The sequence below is a fragment of the Streptomyces sp. WAC00040 genome (assembly GCF_056835925.1).
The window spans coordinates 786,777-804,455 of the sequence record NZ_JAKQZE010000002.1; the positions used below are offsets into that span (position 1 = coordinate 786,777).

Annotated in this window: 13 protein-coding genes and 3 pseudogenes; 8 read left to right on the forward strand and 8 right to left on the reverse strand. The window is 70.6% G+C overall.

Translation table 11 applies throughout. From position 1 onward, the window contains the following. The first annotated feature begins 47 nt into the window (after positions 1–47). The 8 genes and pseudogenes from MDN94_RS22965 to MDN94_RS23000 all read left to right on the forward strand — a co-directional run bounded on the left by MDN94_RS22965 (position 48) and on the right by MDN94_RS23000 (position 8,071). Complete coding sequence (locus MDN94_RS22965) at positions 48–1,049, forward strand: Acg family FMN-binding oxidoreductase (RefSeq protein WP_482727757.1); 1,002 nt, start codon at positions 48–50, stop codon at positions 1,047–1,049. Positions 1,050–1,239: 190 nt separating this feature from the next. Beyond that, positions 1,240–1,613: pseudogene (locus MDN94_RS22970) on the forward strand (pyridoxamine 5'-phosphate oxidase family protein); the annotation flags it as partial. A gap of 258 nt (positions 1,614–1,871) precedes the next feature. Continuing rightward, complete coding sequence (locus MDN94_RS22975) at positions 1,872–2,696, forward strand: universal stress protein (RefSeq protein ID WP_482727758.1); 825 nt, start codon at positions 1,872–1,874, stop codon at positions 2,694–2,696. A 261-nt stretch (positions 2,697–2,957) separates the two neighbouring features. Next, positions 2,958–3,115 (forward strand): annotated as a pseudogene (locus MDN94_RS22980) (phosphoketolase family protein); the annotation flags it as partial. 227 nt (positions 3,116–3,342) lie between these two features. Then, positions 3,343–3,966 (forward strand): hypothetical protein, encoded by a 624-nt coding sequence (locus MDN94_RS22985; protein WP_482727759.1) that lies wholly within the window; start codon positions 3,343–3,345, stop codon positions 3,964–3,966. Between the two features lie 236 nt (positions 3,967–4,202). Next, entirely contained in the window at positions 4,203–6,464 is a 2,262-nt protein-coding gene (gene pflB, locus MDN94_RS22990; RefSeq protein ID WP_482727760.1) for a formate C-acetyltransferase, read from the forward strand. Next, a complete protein-coding gene (pflA, locus tag MDN94_RS22995) occupies positions 6,461–7,207 on the forward strand; it encodes a pyruvate formate-lyase-activating protein (protein ID WP_482727761.1) in 747 nt (248 codons plus the stop codon). The genes pflB and pflA overlap by 4 nt, the downstream gene beginning before the upstream one ends. Positions 7,208–7,369: 162 nt before the next feature. Continuing rightward, the gene (locus MDN94_RS23000) at positions 7,370–8,071 is read left to right on the forward strand and encodes a PE-PGRS family protein (RefSeq protein ID WP_482727762.1); all 702 of its coding nucleotides are present in this window, start codon (positions 7,370–7,372) and stop codon (positions 8,069–8,071) included. Positions 8,072–8,591: 520 nt separating this feature from the next. Here the strand turns inward: MDN94_RS23000 and MDN94_RS23005 are convergent. The 8 genes and pseudogenes from MDN94_RS23005 to MDN94_RS23040 all read right to left on the reverse strand — a co-directional run bounded on the left by MDN94_RS23005 (position 8,592) and on the right by MDN94_RS23040 (position 17,420). Beyond that, positions 8,592–8,720 carry a hypothetical protein gene (locus MDN94_RS23005; RefSeq protein ID WP_482727763.1) on the reverse strand — a complete coding sequence of 43 codons (129 nt, stop codon included), beginning with the start codon at positions 8,718–8,720 and terminating at the stop codon, positions 8,592–8,594. Positions 8,721–8,817: 97 nt separating this feature from the next. Continuing rightward, positions 8,818–8,979, reverse strand: a complete 162-nt coding sequence (locus tag MDN94_RS23010) for a vitamin K epoxide reductase family protein (RefSeq protein WP_482728215.1) — start codon at positions 8,977–8,979, stop codon at positions 8,818–8,820. Positions 8,980–9,163: 184 nt separating this feature from the next. Further along, on the reverse strand, positions 9,164–9,946 hold the full coding sequence (gene narI / locus MDN94_RS23015; protein WP_482727764.1) for a respiratory nitrate reductase subunit gamma: 783 nt from the start codon (positions 9,944–9,946) through the stop codon (positions 9,164–9,166). Further along, positions 9,943–10,764, reverse strand: a complete 822-nt coding sequence (narJ, locus tag MDN94_RS23020; protein WP_482727765.1) for a nitrate reductase molybdenum cofactor assembly chaperone — start codon at positions 10,762–10,764, stop codon at positions 9,943–9,945. The genes narI and narJ overlap by 4 nt, the downstream gene beginning before the upstream one ends. Next, positions 10,761–12,305, reverse strand: coding sequence for a nitrate reductase subunit beta (narH, locus tag MDN94_RS23025; RefSeq protein WP_482727766.1), 1,545 nt, complete (start codon positions 12,303–12,305; stop codon positions 10,761–10,763). The genes narJ and narH overlap by 4 nt, the downstream gene beginning before the upstream one ends. A gap of 1 nt (position 12,306) precedes the next feature. Beyond that, positions 12,307–16,005, reverse strand: a complete 3,699-nt coding sequence (locus tag MDN94_RS23030) for a nitrate reductase subunit alpha (protein ID WP_482727767.1) — start codon at positions 16,003–16,005, stop codon at positions 12,307–12,309. A gap of 363 nt (positions 16,006–16,368) precedes the next feature. Next, positions 16,369–16,659, reverse strand: a pseudogene (locus MDN94_RS23035) (cupin domain-containing protein); the annotation flags it as partial. A gap of 338 nt (positions 16,660–16,997) precedes the next feature. After that, complete coding sequence (locus tag MDN94_RS23040) at positions 16,998–17,420, reverse strand: pyridoxamine 5'-phosphate oxidase family protein (RefSeq protein ID WP_482727768.1); 423 nt, start codon at positions 17,418–17,420, stop codon at positions 16,998–17,000. Between the last annotated feature and the right edge of the window lie 259 nt (positions 17,421–17,679).

The window sequence follows — 17,679 nt, forward strand, 5'->3', positions numbered from 1 at the left end:
TCGTAGGACAGCACCCCTGTCCTACGCCGACGCGTGAGGAAGGCATCATGCACACCACAACCCCTGGCGCCATGATTCCGGAGAACTGCGTGACGGCCGCGGCCGCCGCGCCCTCGATCCACAACACCCAGCCATGGCGCTTCCACCTGGACGCAGAGTCGGCCACGTTCCAGGTGCGTGCCGTACCTGAACGCGGTTTGCGGCACACGGACCCGGCAGGTCGAGCCCTGCACCTTTCGGTGGGGGCGTGCCTGGTGAATCTCCGGGTCGCGATCGCGCACGCCGGATGGTCGCCGGTCAGCCGCCTGTTGCCCTCTCCGGAGGACCCCGGCCTCCTCGCCATCGTGCGCTTGGCCGGGTCCGCTGCCCGGCGCCCGACGGGGCACCGTGTCGACCTGTACGAGGCCATCTGGCGCAGGCACAGCAGCCGTCTGCCGTTCTCGGGCCGGCCGCCGGCTCCGTACCTGCGCAGTGAACTCGGTGAAGCCGCCCGTGTGGAGGGCGCGCGGCTGTGGTTTCCCGATCCCGTCGAGACGGCGCGCCTGCTGCGACTGACCGCGGAGGCCGAGCGCCGCAACCGCGTCGACACGGACCGCGTTGCTGAGAGCAACCGCTGGGTGCACCGAGACCTGCATCCGACTCCCGATGTGGGCCTGCCGCAGTCGGTGCTCGGCCCCCAGGACGCCCGCGAATACCTTCCCCTGCGTGACTTCACCGCGCAGCGGCACACCGAGCGGCTGGTCGCCCGGCCCTTTGAGGCGGCACCCATCGTTGCTGCGCTGATCACCGAGCACGACCGCCGCGCCGACTGGCTGCGGGCCGGACAGGCGCTCCAGCACGTGTGGCTCCTCGCCACGGCTCATGGTCTGCGGGCCTCCCTGCTGCACCAGGCGCTGGAGTGGCCGGACCTGCGCCGTTCCCTGAGCCCGACGCCCGGGCGGACCGGTCATGTTCAGATGATCATCCGCCTCGGATACGGCCCCGAAGGCGCTGCGACTCCGCGGCGCGCCCCGGGCGCGTTGCTCGATGAGGCGCTGCCGAGCAGGTGACCCCCCGGCCCGACCGTCAGCGCGTGGCGACGGACATGGTCTTGGACAACAGGGCAAAGCGAGGTGACGGGTGGGCCGGGCGGCCCTGCTGCTCGGTTCGGGTGGAGCTGCCGCGCCCGACGCGCGGGCGTGAAGCAGCCCACTGGCCCAGGCCGTACGAGCACCTTCCCGGAAGGCCAGGGCCCCATAGGCACCCGTCGGCCGCATCGTCTGCACGCGGTGGGCCTTGCCCGCCGTACTGCCGGTCAACTTCAGCCTCGACAACAACGGCGCGGTCCTGCCGCGCACCTTCGCAGCCTCGGATCCGGTCCGCGCGATCGACGGCGCGGTGGTCGCCTTCGAGGCAGGCGACGTCGACGCGTCCCGGCACTGCGGCTGGAGGGTTGTCGTCACAGGCTCGGCCACGGTGGTGACCGACCCTGCTGAACACGAACGACTGTCCCGCACCGGCCGGTCTCCTGGGTGCCCGCGCCGCAGGACGTCTTCGTCCGCATCGAGCCCGAAGTCACCGGGCGTGAACTCATCGGCGGACGCACCCTGTACGGGGTGGACCTCACCGCTTGAACGTGTTCTTGTTCCTTCCCGGCTTCCCTCTGACCCGGCCGGGCGGGGCCTGCCCGGGGCCATACGTCCCGAGGGGGCGGGCCATAAGGCGTGCCGAGGGGTTCCCTCGGCCTCTGCACGCAGCATCCGCGGACGATGAGCATTCTTCGTGGACCCGCCGTGGGATCGACGCCGCGTCGACCGGTGGCGAGTTCGTCATCGCCCTCGGGGACGCCAGGTGGTGACAACCCCGCGTACACAACAGAAGGGAACAGGGCAATGACTGATCGTCATGTGGTCGTCGGAGTGGACGGGGCGCTGGTTGCCGTACGTGCTTTGGACCGGGCCGCCGAGGAAGCGGTGCGCCGCGGCACCGCGTTGCGCATCGTCTACGCCGTGGCCGACCGCGACGAGGCGGGGCCGGTTCTGGCGTCGGCCGCCACACGGGTGCACGAGCGCCACCCGGGTCTGCCGGTGGAGACCAAGGCCGTTGAGGACGGCGCCGTGCGGGCGCTGGCGCGGGAGAGTGAGGACGCGGCCCTCACCGTCGTGGGCACCCGGGGGTTCGGCAGTGTCTCGGGCCTGCTGGCCGGGTCGGTGAGCCGGCGCCTGGCCGCCCAGGTGCACAGTCCGCTGCTGGTCGCCCGCGGGGACCGTCCCTGCGGCGAGGGGAGTCAGGTGCTGCTCGGTCTGGAGAGCGACGCCGATGAGGCCGCGGCCGTCTATGCCTTCCAGGAAGCGGCGCGGCGCGGGGCCCGGCTGCGTGTCCTGCACGCAGCGACGCACCGGCACATCACACCCGAACTGCCGTCGCTGGTAGCCGCGACGAGCCCCGGCCACCCGCGCCAGGCCCGCAACGACCGGGCGGAAGAAGCCGTCGCGCGGTTCGGCATCGCCCGGCTGAGCCAGGCGTATCCCCAGGTCGAGGTCGACAGCCGCACGGTCCGCACCGGCGCGGCCCCCGCCCTGCTGGCGGGCACGCGTGAGGCCGGCGTCGTGGTCATCGGCACGCGTCGGCGTGCGGGCCGGGTCGGTCCACCGGTCGGCCCTGTCGCACACGTCCTGTTGCAGCACTCCCACTGCCCTGTCGTGCTCGTGCCGTGACCGGATGACGGACACTGACGCGCCGCGGACCATCTGTCCGTCGGACGGATCCAAGTCACGGCGAACCCTCTGCTGACCGAGCCGGTCACCACCGCGGGGCCCGCCGTGGACGGGCCCCGTTCTTGTTCCCCGGGCGGCGTGCCCAGCCACGTCGTGCCCGAGCTGTTCGACGAGCACGGCCGCCCCGTCGCCGACATCCTGGCCTGCATCCCGGGTGGCGCACGCAGGCTCGGTGCGACCCCGCACGCCAACGGTGGGCCGATGCCGAGCGAGGAGCACCCGCACGGCATGACCGACTTCGAGCACGACGGCCTGTTCACCGCCGACAAACCGGTGATCCTCGCCACCACGGCCACCCGTGGCTGATCCACCGTCTCGCCCACCGCCTTACCGGCCACAAGAACAGGCACGTGCGCGGCTAGAAGGAGATTGGCACGACGACCACGCCAAGGAACCGACCTGCCGGAGGTCGCCGACTGGGCCCGGGACGGCTGACCGATGCCAACGGGGCCCAGGCAGAGGGCCGTTCGGCCCGCCTGCCGGGCCCTGCAGCCCCTCGGCCGGGCGTTGACGACGCGGGACATTGAAGGCGCAACGAGAGTCGTCCACATTCCGCGCGTCGCACCCCTCGAAAGGGATGAGCATCATGGCAGTGCACGACCACCCACACCGGCAATCGGGATTCCGCTTCCCGTCCCTGCGCAGGGCGGGGGCGGCTCCCGCCTCCGCCGCCGAGACGAGCGCCGCGGCGACCGCGACCCGTGCGTACGTGTTCGCCGGCCTCCGCCTGCTGACCGGCTTCGTCTTCCTGTGGGCGTTCCTCGACAAGACCTTCGGCTTCGGCTACGCCACGCCGTCCGGCAAGGGCTGGATCGACGGCGGATCGCCGACAAGGGGCTTCCTCAGCGGCGTGGCGGTCGGCCCGATGGAGTCCACCTTCCACGACTGGGCCGGGGCCACTTGGGCCAACTGGCTGTTCATGCTCGGGCTGCTCGGCGTCGGCCTCGCGCTGACCGCGGGCATCGGCCTGCGGCTCGCCGCGGTCGCCGGCACCGCCATGATGGCGCTGATGTGGATCGCGGAGTGGCCGCCGGCCCAGCACCTGTCCGACGGCTCGCCGAGCATGTCCACCAACCCGTTCGCCGACTACCACCTCGTCTACGCCCTCGTCCTCATCGCCCTCGCGGCCGCGGGCGCCGGCGCCACTTGGGGGCTGGGAAGGGCCTGGGCGCGGCTCCCCGTCGTCAACCGCAACCGCTGGCTGCTCTGAATCACCGCAGGCTCGTCGGACCGGGGCACACCGCTCATCGGGCGGGGGCGCCCCGGTCGCTCGTCACCGTCGGCTCGCCGGGGCGAGGTGCGGCCCCTGACCGGGCCCAACGGCCCGACGTGCGAGGGACTGATGGCGCGCCCCGGGTACGCCGACAGGCCCCTCCGAGCAGGCGTCGCGGACGGCGAGCATCGACAGGGCAGACATTCACGGGCACAACGAGGGAGAGACCGGCGATGACGGTAACGGTGACAGCTGGACCCCGGGCGACAAACGAGGCATGGCGAGGCTTCGCTGGTACGCACTGGCGGGACCAGGTCGACGTGCGCGACTTCATCCAGGCCAACTACACGCCGTACGAAGGCGACGCCGCCTTCCTGACCGGGCCGACCGAGCGCACCCGTACGGTCTGGGGCAAGGTCCGCGCCCTGTTCCCCGAGGAGCGACGGCGCGGAATCCTCGACGTGGACGCCGCCACCCCGTCGACGATCACCTCGCACGCCCCCGGCTACATCGATCCGGACCGCGAGCTGATCGTCGGCCTGCAGACCGACGCCCCGCTCAAGCGCGCGATCATGCCGAACGGCGGTCTGCGGATGGTGGAGAACGGCCTGAAGGCATACGGCTACGAGCCCGACCCCTTCGTGACCAAGGTCTTCGGCAGCTACCGCAAGACCCACAACGACGGCGTCTTCGACGCCTACACCCCCGAGACGCGCGCCGCCCGCAAGGCCGGGATCATCACCGGCCTGCCGGACGCCTACGGCCGCGGCCGGATCATCGGCGACTACCGTCGCGTCCCCCTTTACGGCACCGACCGGCTCATCACCGCCAAGCGCGCCGAGCGGGCCCGGCTGGACGCACAGCCGTCGAGCCCCGACGTCATCCGCGACCGCGAGGAACTGGCCGAGCAGATCAGGGCACTGGGCGAGCTGGCGCGGATGGCGGCCACGTACGGCTGCGACGTCACGCAGCCGGCCACGACCGCGCACGAGGCCGTGCAGTGGCTCTACCTCGGCTTCCTGGCCGCGGTGAAGGAGCAGAACGGCGCCGCGATGTCGCTGGGCCGCACCTCCACCTTCCTCGACGTCTACCTCCAGCGCGACCTGGACGAGGGCACCATCGACGAGACCCGCGCCCAGGAGCTGACGGACGACTTCGTGATCAAGCTGCGGATCGTAAGGTTCCTGCGCACCCCCGAGTACGACGCCCTGTTCTCCGGCGACCCCACCTGGGTGACGGAGTCCATCGGCGGCATCGGCACCGACGGCCGCCCCCTCGTCACCCGCACGTCCTTCCGCTTCCTGCAGACTCTCTACAACCTCGGCCCCGCCCCCGAACCCAACCTCACCGTGCTGTGGTCGCCCCGACTGCCCGCGGGCTTCAAGGAGTTCTGCGCCCAGGTGTCCATCGACACCAGCGCGATCCAGTACGAGTCCGACGAGCTGATGCGTCCGCGCACCGGCGATGACACCGCGATCGCCTGCTGCGTCTCGGCAATGGCAGTCGGTAAGCAGATGCAGTTCTTCGGCGCCCGCGTCAACCTCGCCAAGGCGCTGCTGTACGCGATCAACGGCGGCCGGGACGAGATGACCGGTGAGCAGATCGCGCCCGAGGCGCCCGCGCTCACCCGCGAGTACCTGGATCACGAGCAGCTGTGGGCGGCGTACGACCACATGCTCGACTGGCTGGCGGCGACCTACGTCAACACCCTCAACGTCATCCACTACATGCACGACAAGTACGCCTACGAGCGCATCGAGATGGCACTGCACGACCACCCCGTGCACCGCTTCATGGCCTGCGGCATCGCCGGCCTCTCGGTCGCCGCCGACAGCCTGTCCGCGGTCAAGTACGGCCGTGTGAGGGTCATCAGGGACGCGACCGGGCTGGCCGTCGACTACGAGACCGAAGGCGACTACCCGGCCTACGGCAACAACGACGACCGGGCCGATGCCATCGCGGCCGACCTGGTGGAGTCGTTCATGGCGAAGGTGCGCAAGCACCCCACTTACCGGGACGCCGAGCACACCCAGTCCGTGCTGACCATCACTTCCAACGTCGTCTACGGCAAGCACACCGGCAACACTCCCGACGGCCGACGGGCCGGGGCGCCCTTCGCACCCGGAGCCAACCCCATGAACGGCCGTGACCGGCACGGTGTGGCTGCCTCGGCCCTCTCGGTGGCCAAGCTCCCGTACGAGCACGCCCGGGACGGCATCTCACTGACCACGACCATCACGCCCGAAGGACTGGGGCACGACCCGGCCGAGCGCGCCGGTCATCTGGTCGGCATCCTCGACGCCTACACGGCCTCCGGCGGATTCCACATGAACGTCAACGTCCTGGACCGGGCCACGCTCGAGGACGCCATGGAACACCCGGAGCACTACCCGGAACTGACGGTCCGTGTCTCCGGCTACGCCGTCAACTTCGTCCGCCTGACCCGCGAGCAGCAGCTCGACGTGATCAGCCGCACCTTCCACGGAGCACTGTGAACACCACCGGTGAGCCGGTGACGGGCCGAATCCACTCCTGGGACCTGTCCACAGGGGTGGACGGTCCCGGGACCCGGTTCGTGCTGTTCCTCAGCGGCTGCCCGCTGCGCTGCCTGTACTGCGCCAACCCGGACACGTGGCACATGCGCGACGGGAAGCCGACCACCGTCGACGAGGTGATGGCCGAGATCGCCAAGTACCGGACTTTCATCACCATCGCCGGCGGGGGAGTAACCCTCACCGGCGGGGAGGCACTGCTCCAGCCCGCGTTCACGGCCGCGATCTTCCGACGCTGCAAGGAACTCGGTCTGCACACCGCTCTGGACACCTCCGGCTTCCTCGGCGCCCGAACCACCGACGAACTCCTCGCCGACACCGACCTGGTCCTGCTGGACATCAAGTCATTCGACGCCCGGACCTACCGGAAGCTGACCGGCAGAGACCTCGCCCCGACCCTCGACTTCGCCACCCGCCTGGACCGTCTCGGCGTCCCGGTGTGGGTCCGCTACGTCCTCGTGCCCGGATGGACCGACGACCGGGAGGCCCTCGACGGGCTCGGCGCGTTCCTCGCCGAACTCGGCAACGTCGACCGGGTGGACGTCCTGCCGTTCCACAAGCTCGGCGCTCACAAGTACGACGCGCTGGGCCTCCCCTTCCCTCTACGCGAGACACCCGCGCCGGATCCGGAGCTGACCGAGCGGGTCCGCGAGCAGTTCCGGGAGCACGGCCTGCGGGCGCTGTGAACCGGTGGCACATCATGAGCGAGATACACGTCCCCGACGCGCCCCGGCCGGAACGCATAGGATCCGGACCGGACGACGGGCCCCGCCAGCCCGCCGGCCCGCGATCTCGACCCCTGTTCGATCCGGGACCGACGGGTTGTGCCGTCGGGCACAATGCCGTTCATGACAGACGAAGCGGCTGATGGCAAGGATGCTCCTCAACTGGGCTCAGCCGTCGCGCTGTTGGCGGGATTCCTGGCCGTCGAGCCGTTGACCGCGGCCATCGCCTCACTGGAGCGGGACCTGGCGGGCAGGCGCGCGAGTCAGGTCGGTGACTTGGCCGCCGCCCAGGGCATCAGTCCCGAACTGATGGTGGCCGCCCTGACCGTTCGTGAGAGCCTCGGCCGGCTGAACGACCTCATCCACGCAGCCGGGATCGTGCTGGCGCTGCCCCATCTCCTGGAGGACGGAGAGGAGATCGCCGTACGTCCGTCGCTGGCCGCCGGCAATGACCCGCAGCGGCCGTTCGACCTGGAGACGGACCGGCGCGTGGCGGAGTTCAAACTCGCGCGGTGGCGCGGCGCGGACGCCACGCGCAAACGGCAGACGTTCAAGGACCTGGTCATGCTTGCCGCCGACCGTACGGGCCGTCGCGCCGAGCTGTTCGTCGTCGGGCCCGAGCCCGGCCGTTTCCTGCGCACCTCAAGGGCGACGGCGGCCTGGGCGCTGGACCGCACCCCGCACGCGCGCCGCGTGTTCGAGGAGTCCTTCGGCTCCCTCGACGTCTCCGTCGGGCAGTTCACCGAGCGCCACGCCGGCCATGTCCAGGTCACCGACTTGTGCGACGTGCTGCCGCCCATGGTGGTCGCGGCGCTGGCGCGATGATCAGGGCAGGAAACGTGACCGGGAGTCTGTCACGCTGCGGAAGGCGCCCCGGAACCGGACGGCTCACCGGCGCCGTGGTCGCGCAGCGCCACCATGGGGGTGCGGCCTACCAAGTCCTCACCGGCTCCGGCCCGCTCGCCGAGGCACCGCACCGCTCCCCGCCCTGCTGACCGACGGCACCTTCGCGCAGATCACCCTGGAAGGCGAAGCCGTCGTCACCCGTCTCGGTTCCGGCCCGTCTCGGCAGTGCCACGGCTGCCCCGCCTCCTGGTTCACGCTGCACCAGCGCCTGGAGCGTCAGCTGCGGCTGCGCCGTCCCGGGCTGCGGGAAGTCCGCAGCACCGCCTCACCGGTGGGCCTGTTCGGTCGGCCGCACGACTCCCGTTGGGACGTCCGCGTGACCGCGTCGGCGTCGCCGCATGCTCCTGTGCCCCTGACCTCGCGAATCGTGTGCAAGGTCAGGGGCACAGGAAACGGGGGCGATACCGGGGGCTGTGCGGCTCCGGGGCCGTTGCCGGCCTTACAGCAGGCTGCTCCAACAAAGCCAGAAGCGGTTGAGGACGAGCAGGGTGATCACCCCGTACCAGGCGCCGAGAAGCATCCGGTGCGTGTCTCGGACGACCTCCAGCACACCCCGGGGCACCGGCATGATCCCCTGTTCCAGGCAGCACACTCTCGGGTGCGCGCCTGCATCGCCGGCTGTGGCTGGTGCTGGACGCCGGAGTGCTGACGGCGGTGGCTTTCGTTCACTGGCTCAGGTCGCCCTGCGGGCTCGACATGACGCTGCCGCAACTCACAACGGGGCTGATATTGCACGGCGGCTGATAGGCGGGATCGCGCAGGAGCCGCCAGTCGTCCACGGTGAGCTGGAAGGAGGCCGGCCAGCCGACGGTGCCGGTGAGGACCATCACCAGTCAACATGCTGCTCGGACTGGGTGCCTTCGCCGCCGTGGTCGCCTTGGGCGTCGCCGTGCCGTGACGTACCAGAACAGGGCGATGGTGACGACCCGGACGACGGCGCAATAGGGGCAGAGCTTGTTGAGTTCGTGGAGCGACTGCACGATCACCCGTGCGGCGGCACGGGTTCGTGGCTCATGCGGCTCGCCGGGAGCCGGAACTCGACCGGGTCCGGCCCGCGGCCGTCGGGGCCGCGGCCGTGGCGGAGCGGCGCCGGTAGACCAGGTACGGGCGGGCCAGATATCCGATCGGCGCGCTCCACACATGCACCAGCCGGGTGAACGGCCAGGCGGCGAAGAGCAGGAAGGCGGTGACTGCGTGCAGCTGGAACAGCAGGGGTGCCCCGGCGATGGCCTCGGGCTGCGGCTGGAGGACGAACAGGCCGCGGAACCACACGGAGACGGTCGAGCGGTAGTCGTATCCGGCACCGAACACGTTGTGGGCGGCGGTGGCGGTGATACCGAGCAGGACGGTGGCGGACAGTAGCGGGAAGAGCAGTTTGTCGCTGCGGTCGGTGCCCAGCCGGATCGATCGTGTCAGCAACCGGCGGGCACACAGCATGCCGAGTCCGGCGACCATGGCGACGCCCGCCACGGAGCCTGCCCACACGGCCGTGGTGTGGTAAGCGTGCTCGGTGATGCCGATGGCCTCGGTCCATGAGTCGGGGACGGCGAGGCCCACCACGTGTCCGGCGATCACCATGAAGGCGCCCAGGTGGAACAGCGGGCTGCCCCAGCGCAGCCACCGGTGTTCGAGGAGCTGGCTGGTGCGGGACGTCCAGCCGAACTGGTCCTGCCGGTAGCGCCAGACGTGCCCGACCACGAACACGGCGAGACAGATGTAGGGAACGCCGACCCACAACAGGAGGTCGGCGCCGCTCGTGGAGGCGGCGGCCGGAGGGGTGGGGACGGCGTTCATCGGGGGCCTCTCGTGCGGTCGGTCGGAGCGGGTGGCACACAGGTCGGTGGGGCGGGCACGGGCGGCAGGAAGGTGCCCGGAGGCGCGAACTCGCCGTCGCCGTAAGTTCCGTAGGGGTCGAGGCCGACCTCCTCGTCGGGCGGTCCCTCGGCGACGAGCCGGGCCACCGCCGCGCGGTCCGCCTCGGTGGGTGGCGGCAGCAGGGTGAGCAGCGCGGCCAGGACGTGCCGGTAGGGGGATTCGGCGTCGGTCAGGGCGCGGTGGATCAGCTCCAGTCCCCGCCGGTGCTGGCGCAGCGGTGCCTCGCCACCACCTGGGCCCACAAGGGCGGCGAACTCGAGCACGACCGGCAGGTGGTCGGGCAGTTCTCCCCCGTCGGTGTCCCAGCCCGCGGCCTTGTACCGCTGGTTCAGGGTGAGCAGGGCCATGCCGCGTCGGCGTGTGTCGCCGTGCAGGTAGTAGGTGAGGTAGAGGCTGCTCTTGCGGCGCAGGTCGAACATTTCGACGTAGTGGCGCTCCAGCTCCTCTGGACCTTCTGCGGCGAACCAGTCGCTGAACCGGGACAGGTGTTCCGCCGCAGGCGTGGCCGGAAGAGCCTCCACTGCGTTTGCCAACTCCCCGCGCGCCTCGTTCAGTTCGGAGTCGGGGTACTGCAGGAGCAGCGACACGAGCCGCAGTATCAGGGCACGGCCGGCCGTCTCCTCCGGAGTGAGCCGGGCCGGGCGGCGTACGGCCGCGCGGACGCGGGTGCGGACGAGGGCGGGAATCGACGGGCGTCCCCCCAGGCGTTCAGCACGGGGGGAGGGCAGCGGGCTCATGGCCGTCCTCCGGCGGGGGTCTCGGTCGTACGGCGACGCAGGGTGGGGATGCCGAGCATCACGCGGCGGCCTTCTGCGGGCCGCGCATCGCCGGAGGACTCGACGGGGCAGCGGTTCTCCATCGCAGTCAGCGCGGCGGCGTCCTCCTTGTGCGCGGCCGGGACGACATACCGGTCGGCGTACTTCGCGACGGCGAGCAGCCGGTGCAGGTCCTCCGCCTCCCGTGTGGTCAGGCCGACGGCCTCGAGCGCGGCCTCGTCGCCTTCCTCACCGAGGGTGCGCTCGCGCATGTACGAGCGCAGCGCGGTGAGCTTCATCAACACCCCGGCGACCACGTCGGTGTCCTTGGCGGTGAACAGCTCCGCCAGGTACTCCAGCGGGATGCGCAGGCGGGTGACGGCGGCGAAGACGTGGTCCGGGTCGTCCTGGTTGCCGCCCGCCGCGTCGACGGCGTCCAGGACGGGGGAGAGCGGAGGCACGTACCAGACCATCGGCATCGTCCGGTACTCCGGGTGCAGCGGCAGCGCCACCTTGTACCGCATGACCAGGTCGTACACCGGGGAGCGGCGGGCGGCCTCCAGCCAGTCCTCCGCGATACCCGACTCGCGGGCTGCCGCGCGCACCTTTGGGTCGTGCGGGTCGAGGAACACCTCGCGCTGGGCGTCGAGAAGGTCCCTCTCGTCGGGGGTGGCGGCGGCCTCGCCGACGCGGTCGGCGTCGTAGAGGAGCAGGCCGAGGTAGCGCAGGCGTCCGACGCAGGTCTCGGAGCAGACGGTGGGCTGGCCGGCCTCGATGCGCGGGAAGCAGAAGGTGCACTTCTCGGCTTTGCCGGTGGCGTGGTTGACGTACACCTTCTTGTACGGGCATGCCGTGACGCACATCCGCCAGCCGCGGCAGCGGTCCTGGTCGACCAGCACGATGCCGTCCTCCACGCGCTTGTAGAGCGCGCCCGAGGGACAGGCGGAGACGCAGGCCGGGTTGAGGCAGTGCTCGCACAGCCGGGGCAGGTGGAAGAGGAAGGTCTGCTCGAACTCGAACTTGACCTTCTGAGCCCACTCACCGCCGAGGTTCGGGTCGCCGCCGGCGTGCTCGGGTGCGCCGCCCAGCCCGTCCTCCCAGTTGGCGCCCCAGGTGATGGCGGTGGGCTTGCCGGTGAGGACCGAGCGGGGGCGCGCGACAGGGATGTCCTTCTGGGCGGGGGCGCTGACCAGGTTGTCGTAGTCGTAGGTGACCGGCTCGTAGTAGTCGTCGATGGACGGCAGGTCAGGGTTGGAGAACAGCGACAGCAGTCGCTTGATCCGGCCGCCGGAGCGCAGGACGAGCCGTCCGCGCTTGTCGAGCATCCAGCCGCCCTTCCACCGCTCCTGGTCCTCGTAGCGGCGGGGGTAGCCGACGCCGGGTTTGGTCTCGACGTTGTTGAACCAGGCGTACTCGACGCCGGTGCGGTTGGTCCACGTCTGCTTGCAGGTGACCGAGCAGGTGTGGCAGCCGATGCACTTGTCGAGGTTCATCACCATTGCCACTTGGGCCATCACACGCATGTCAGTACTCCACATCCTGCGAGCGACGGCGGATGACGGTGACCTCGTCGCGCTGGTTGCCGGTCGGTCCGTAGTAGTTGAAGGCGTAGGTGAACTGTGCGTAGCCGCCCGCGAGGTGGGTGGGTTTGAGCAGCAGCCGCGTGAGCGAGTTGTGGATGCCGCCGCGCTTGCCGCTGACCTCGGTCTTGGGCACGTTCACGTTGCGGTCCTGGGCGTGGTACATGTACACGGTTCCCTGGGGCATGCGGTGGGTGACCACGGCCCGGGCGGCGACGACGCCGTTGCGGTTGTACGCCTCGATCCACTCGTTGTCCCTGACGCCGATCTTGTCGGCGTCGGTGGTGGACATCCAGATCGTGGGTCCGCCGCGGGACAGGTCGAGCATGTACTTGTTGTCCTGGTAGTTCGAGTGGATGGACCACTTGGAGTGCGGGGTCAGATACCGGACCGTGACCTCGGCGCGGCCGTTCTCGTTCAGGTGCTCGTCGCCGTAGTGCCGGGGCGAATTCAACGGCGGCCGGTAAACGGGGAGCTGCTCGCCGAGTTCGGCGATCCAGTCGTGCTGGACGAAGAAGTGCTGGCGTCCGGTGAGGGTGTGCCAGGGCTTCTTGTGCTCGGTGTTGATGACGAACGGCGAGTAGCGGCGCCCGCCCGTCTCGGAGCCCGACCACTCGTACGAAGTGATCACCGAGCGGGGCTGGGTGCGGGTGTCGGCGAAGGTGATCCGCTCCGACTCACGCTCGGAGGCCAGTTCCACCAGGCCCTCGCTGCCGGTCTGCCGCTCCAGCTCGCGGAAGCCCTCGGTGGCCAGGCGGCCGTTGGTGGTGCCGGACAGGGCGAGGATGGCCTCGCACATGTGGGACGCGGTGGCGAGCGAAGGCCGTCCGGCGGCGACTCCTTCCCTGACGGTGCCGTTGCGGCGCCGGAGGTCATCGATCTCCTGGTTCGGGTGAACGGTGACGCCCTTTGTGGTGGTGCCCAGGGTGTCCAGCAGCGGACCGACGGCGCGCATCTTCTGCGCGATCGCGGAGTAGTCCCGCTCGATGACGACCAGCTTCGGCATGGTCTTCCCGGGGACCGGCTCGCACTCGCCGGCCTTCCAGTCCCGTACCGTCCCGCCGGGCTGGGCGAGTTCGTCCGGTGTGTCGTGCAGCAGCGGCACGGCCAGGACGTCGGTACGGGTGCCGAGGTGGTCGGCGGCCAGCTCGCTGAACCGGTCGGCGATGGTCAGGAAGGTGTCGTAGTCGGTGCGGGCCTGCCAGGGCGGGGCGATGGCCGGGGTGAAGGCGTGCACGAACGGGTGCATGTCCGTACTGGACAGGTCGTCCTTCTCGTACCAGGTCGCCGCCGGCAGGACCACGTCGGCGAGCAGGCCGGTGGAGGTCATCCGGAAGTCCATGCACACCAGCAGGTCGAGCTTGCCCTCCGGCGCCTCCTCCCGCCACACCACGTCCTTCGGCCGGTGCTCCGGCCCAGTCTCCTCGGAGCGGACCGCCGCGTCCGTGCCCAGCAGGTGCCGCAGGAAGTACTCGTTGCCCTTCCCGGAGGAACCGAGCAGGTTGGCCCGCCACACGGTCAGCACGCGCGGGAAGTTGGCCGGGTCGTCCGGGTCCTCGACGGCGAACCGCAGCCGTCCGGACTTCAGCTCGTCGACGATATGCTCGGCGACCGGACGGCCCGCGGCGGCCGCCTCGTCCGTCAGGTCGAGGGGGTTGCGGTTGAAGCCAGGGTGGCCGGGCGTCCAGCCCAGTCGCACGGCCTGCGCCAGGCAGTCGGCGAACCCCTTCCCCGCGAAGCGCCCCTCCCCGAGCGGGGAGGCCAGCTCGTCGGGCCCGAACGCCTCATAGCGCCACTGGTCGGAGTTCACGTACCAGTAGGAAGTGCCAGCCATGTGCCGCGTGGGCCGCTGCCAGTCGAAGGCGAACGACAGGTGCTGCTGCCCGGTGACCGGGCGGACCTTCTCCTGGCCGACGTAGTGCGCCCAGCCGCCCCCGTTGACGCCCTGGCAGCCGGTCATGGTGGTCAGCGCCAGGAAGGCGCGGTAGATGGTGTCGGAGTGGAACCAGTGGTTGGTGCCCGCGCCGAGGGCGATCATGGAGCGGCCGTTCGTGCGCTCCGCGTTGCGGGCGAACTCCCGGGCGATCCGGGCCGCCTGCTCGGCGGGCACCGAAGTGATCGTCTCCTGCCAGGCCGGGGTGTAGGGCTCGGAGGCGTCGTCGTAGGACGACGGCCAGCTGCCCGGAAGACCGGGGCGCTGCACCCCGTACTGCGCCAGCATGAGGTCGAAGACGGTGGTGACGAGGCGGCCGCCGATCCGGCGCACCGGCACTCCGCGCACCATGACCGAGCCGCCTTCCGTGGCGCCCTCGTCGAAGCGGGGCAGGGCGATCTCGAGGGTGTCCTCGGCGTGTTCGATGAGGCTCAACTCGGGTACGACGCCGTCCAGATCGAGGTTCCAGCTGCCTCGCCCGGTCTCCCCCCAGCGGAAGCCGAGCGAGCCGCCGGGAACCACCGGCTCGCCCGTGACCCGGTCCACGAGGACGGTCTTGAAGTCGGCGTGCTCTTCGTCGTGGCCGAGGTCGGCGGCGGTCAGGAACCCGTCGGGGACGAGTCCGTGGTCGTGTTCGCGCAGGGTGACCAGGAACGGCGCGTCGGTGAACTTGCGCATGTAGTCCTGGAAGTACGGAACCTCGCGGTCGATGAGGAACTCGCGCAGGATCACGTGGCCCATGGCCATCGCCAGTGCGCCGTCCGTGCCGGGGTGCGGGGCGAGCCACTCGTCGGCGTGCTTCACGTTGTCGGCGTAGTCGGGGCTGACCGCGACGACCTTGGTGCCGTTGTAACGGGTCTCGGTGAGGAAGTGCGCGTCCGGGGTGCGGGTAACGGGAATGTTGGAGCCCCACATGATCAGGTAGCCGGCGTTCCACCAGTCGGCGGCCTCCGGCACGTCCGTCTGGTCACCGAAGACCTGCGGGGAGGCGATCGGCAGGTCCGCGTACCAGTCGTAGAACGACAGCAGGGTGCCGCCGATCAACGAGTGGAACCGGGCACCGGCCGCGAAGGACGCCATCGACATCGCCGGGATGGGTGAGAAGCCCGCGACGCGGTCGGGGCCGTACGCCTTGACTGTGTGCACCTGGGCTGCGGCGATCAGCTCGCTGACCTCGTCCCAGTCGGCGCGCACCAGGCCGCCCTTGCCGCGCGCCCGTTTGTAGGCGCGGGCCTTCGCAGGGTCGGAGGTGATCTCGGCCCAGGCCGCTACGGGATCGTCGAGGCGCTTGCGGGCCTCTCGCCACAGCTTCAGCAGCGCGCCCCGCACGTACGGGTAGCGGACCCGGCCGGGGGAGTAGGTGTACCAGGAGAACGAGGCTCCACGGGGGCAGCCGCGCGGCTCGTACTCGGGGCAGTCGGCGCCGATCGAGGGGTAGTCGGTGGCCTGGTGCTCCCAGGTGATGATGCCGTCCTTGACGTACACCATCCAGGAACACGAACCCGTGCAGTTCACGCCGTGCGTGGAGCGCACCACCTTGTCGTGGGCCCACCGGTTTCGGTAGAAGCCCTCCCACTGCGGATCGCCCGTGCCGAACACGGCGCGGCCGTCGGCCGACACCTCGCTGCGCGTGAGCAGCCTGCGGGCCGCCAGCGGCCAGCTCTCATCGGCGCGCGACTTCCGCTGCCGTGCGTTCTGATCGTTCTCCATGGCCAGGACGCTAAGCGGGGCACGGCATCCGACACCCGGGTCCGGCGGTCCCTGGCGGATGGCCTACCGGCCCCATGAAGCCGGCGGCAACAGGGACCAATGGTCCCGGTGCCGGGCCCGGTCGGCCGGGGAGGCGGGCGCCGGGCGTTGCATGCCGGAGAGTTGCACGCGGCCGGCGCCCGCCGGTGCGGGCGACGACCACGTGGCGGCGCTGGGGCTCGGCCCGCTGTACCGGGAACTGGGCGAGCGCACCGCTCAGTTGGGGCTCGACGCCGGAGACTCCCGGGTGCGGCGACCGCCGCTGGACGTCAACGCGGGCCGTGGCTTCGTCTTCATTTCGCACACCGGCAACGCCTCCGGCAGTTCTACGATCACCAACGTGCCCCGGCTTCCGGGGCGGACCGCGTGTGCGGTTCCCGCTGCCACCATGAACAGCTCGCCCGCCCGCACCGACACCGGCGTGCCGTCCACCTCCAGCTCCAGCCGACCGTCGAGGACCAGCAGAGCCTCGGCGGCCCCATGGCTCTCTTCTTCGACCGGCAGCTCGTCCATCCGCAGGACCTTTACGCAGGCCGCCCCCACCATGCCCAGCCTGCGAGAGCTCCATGCCTCCGGCAGACCGGCCGCCGTTTCCGCCAGGTTGACCGCACTCATGGCACACCCCTCCTCACGAACCCGGTCGGTCATGCCGAACGGGCCCGCACATAAAGATCAATGGATGCCTTGAAAGCTACCTGACCAGGGAAAACAAGTGGTCGACCGTTTGGCAAAGCCTGTCTCCGGTCCAGACCGAAGCCAACCCCCGGCCCACGCCGGAGGCTCATCCATTACCCGGCCCACGATCCGCGACGAGCCACTGGGAGCTGGGCCGCAGCGCAGGATGAACGCCCCAGGCACTGTGACCTCCGCCGCCGGCCCGGACCGCTGCCCGCCCTGCCGGACGCCTGCCCAAGCTGGAGGTGTCAAGGCCCGCTGCGTCTACTCGCTGTGCCTCACTGCGGGCCGGGCGTTGCCCTGAGTTCGCGTCCGGTGACCATCTCCGACTCGATCCGTACGAACACCGACTCCGGCAAGGGCATCCAGGAGCTCGGGCCGGACTGCGACAGGCGCTCGTGCTCGGCGGAATCGGTCACCACGGTGGCCCGTCCGGTGACGACCACGCTCCAGCCGGACCGGGTCGCCGCCTCGAACTCGTCCGCTTCGAAGGCGACCACGACGCCGTCGATGGCGTGAACGAGATCCGAGGCCGGCGAGGTGCACAGGAGGACGGAGGCGTCCGTGTCCAGGGAGAAGTTGATGGGGAGGACCGCGGGCAGTGCCTGTCGGGTGTAGACCACGCGGCCGACCGGGACCTTGGCCAGCAGGCGCAGGCACTCCAGCCGGTCGAGTGCGCGAAAGCCGTCTGTGTGGAGCATCAGCCCATCGTCCCCCCGTCGGCGATGGCCGGGGTAGGGCCGACCGGCCCTACCCCACCGTGGAAAACGGCTGATGAGGCGACCCGCGGGCACCTGGGGCCGGGGGAGGGACGGTCGGATCCGAACCCGGGGCCTGTCCGGCCCCCTGCCGGGACTGATGGCCCATGCCGCCGGCGAGTCCGGCTGCGGACAGTGGCTACGGGACGCCGTTGGACAGGCAAAGGGCCTGCCGTGCGTACGCGATCCCCGTGGCGCCCTA